General features: G+C 46.0%; 1 pseudogene. It reads left to right on the top strand.

The features are described 5' to 3' along the window. Window positions 1-186, top strand: a pseudogene (locus HMPREF2726_RS14730) (SH3 domain-containing protein); the annotation flags it as partial. Between the last annotated feature and the right edge of the window lie 101 nt (window positions 187-287).

Raw genomic sequence — 287 nt, 5'->3', positions numbered from 1 at the left:
CCCGATTTTGCCGCCACTGCACGCGGCAGCAATGTGTATGAAAAATGGGAAGCCTATTACCGCGACAGCGATAAAACGCTTTATCTGTTCGGCAGACAAGGTTCGGACGGCAATCCTTTCGATGTCTGCTTTATATTTAAGGACGGTAAATTCCAGCGCCGTTATTTATGGGGTGCTGCGATTTAAATATCGCTCGAAAAGGTCGTCTGAAAACTCAAAGAAATGATAAAAATGCGTTACTTAGCTTCCCTCTTATTATTGTGTTCCGCCTTAACCCATGCCGCGCC

The sequence above is a fragment of the Neisseria sp. HMSC074B07 genome, from assembly GCF_001810355.1.
GTDB lineage: Bacteria > Pseudomonadota > Gammaproteobacteria > Burkholderiales > Neisseriaceae > Neisseria.
This window is presented reverse-complemented; position numbering and strand designations above follow the sequence as displayed.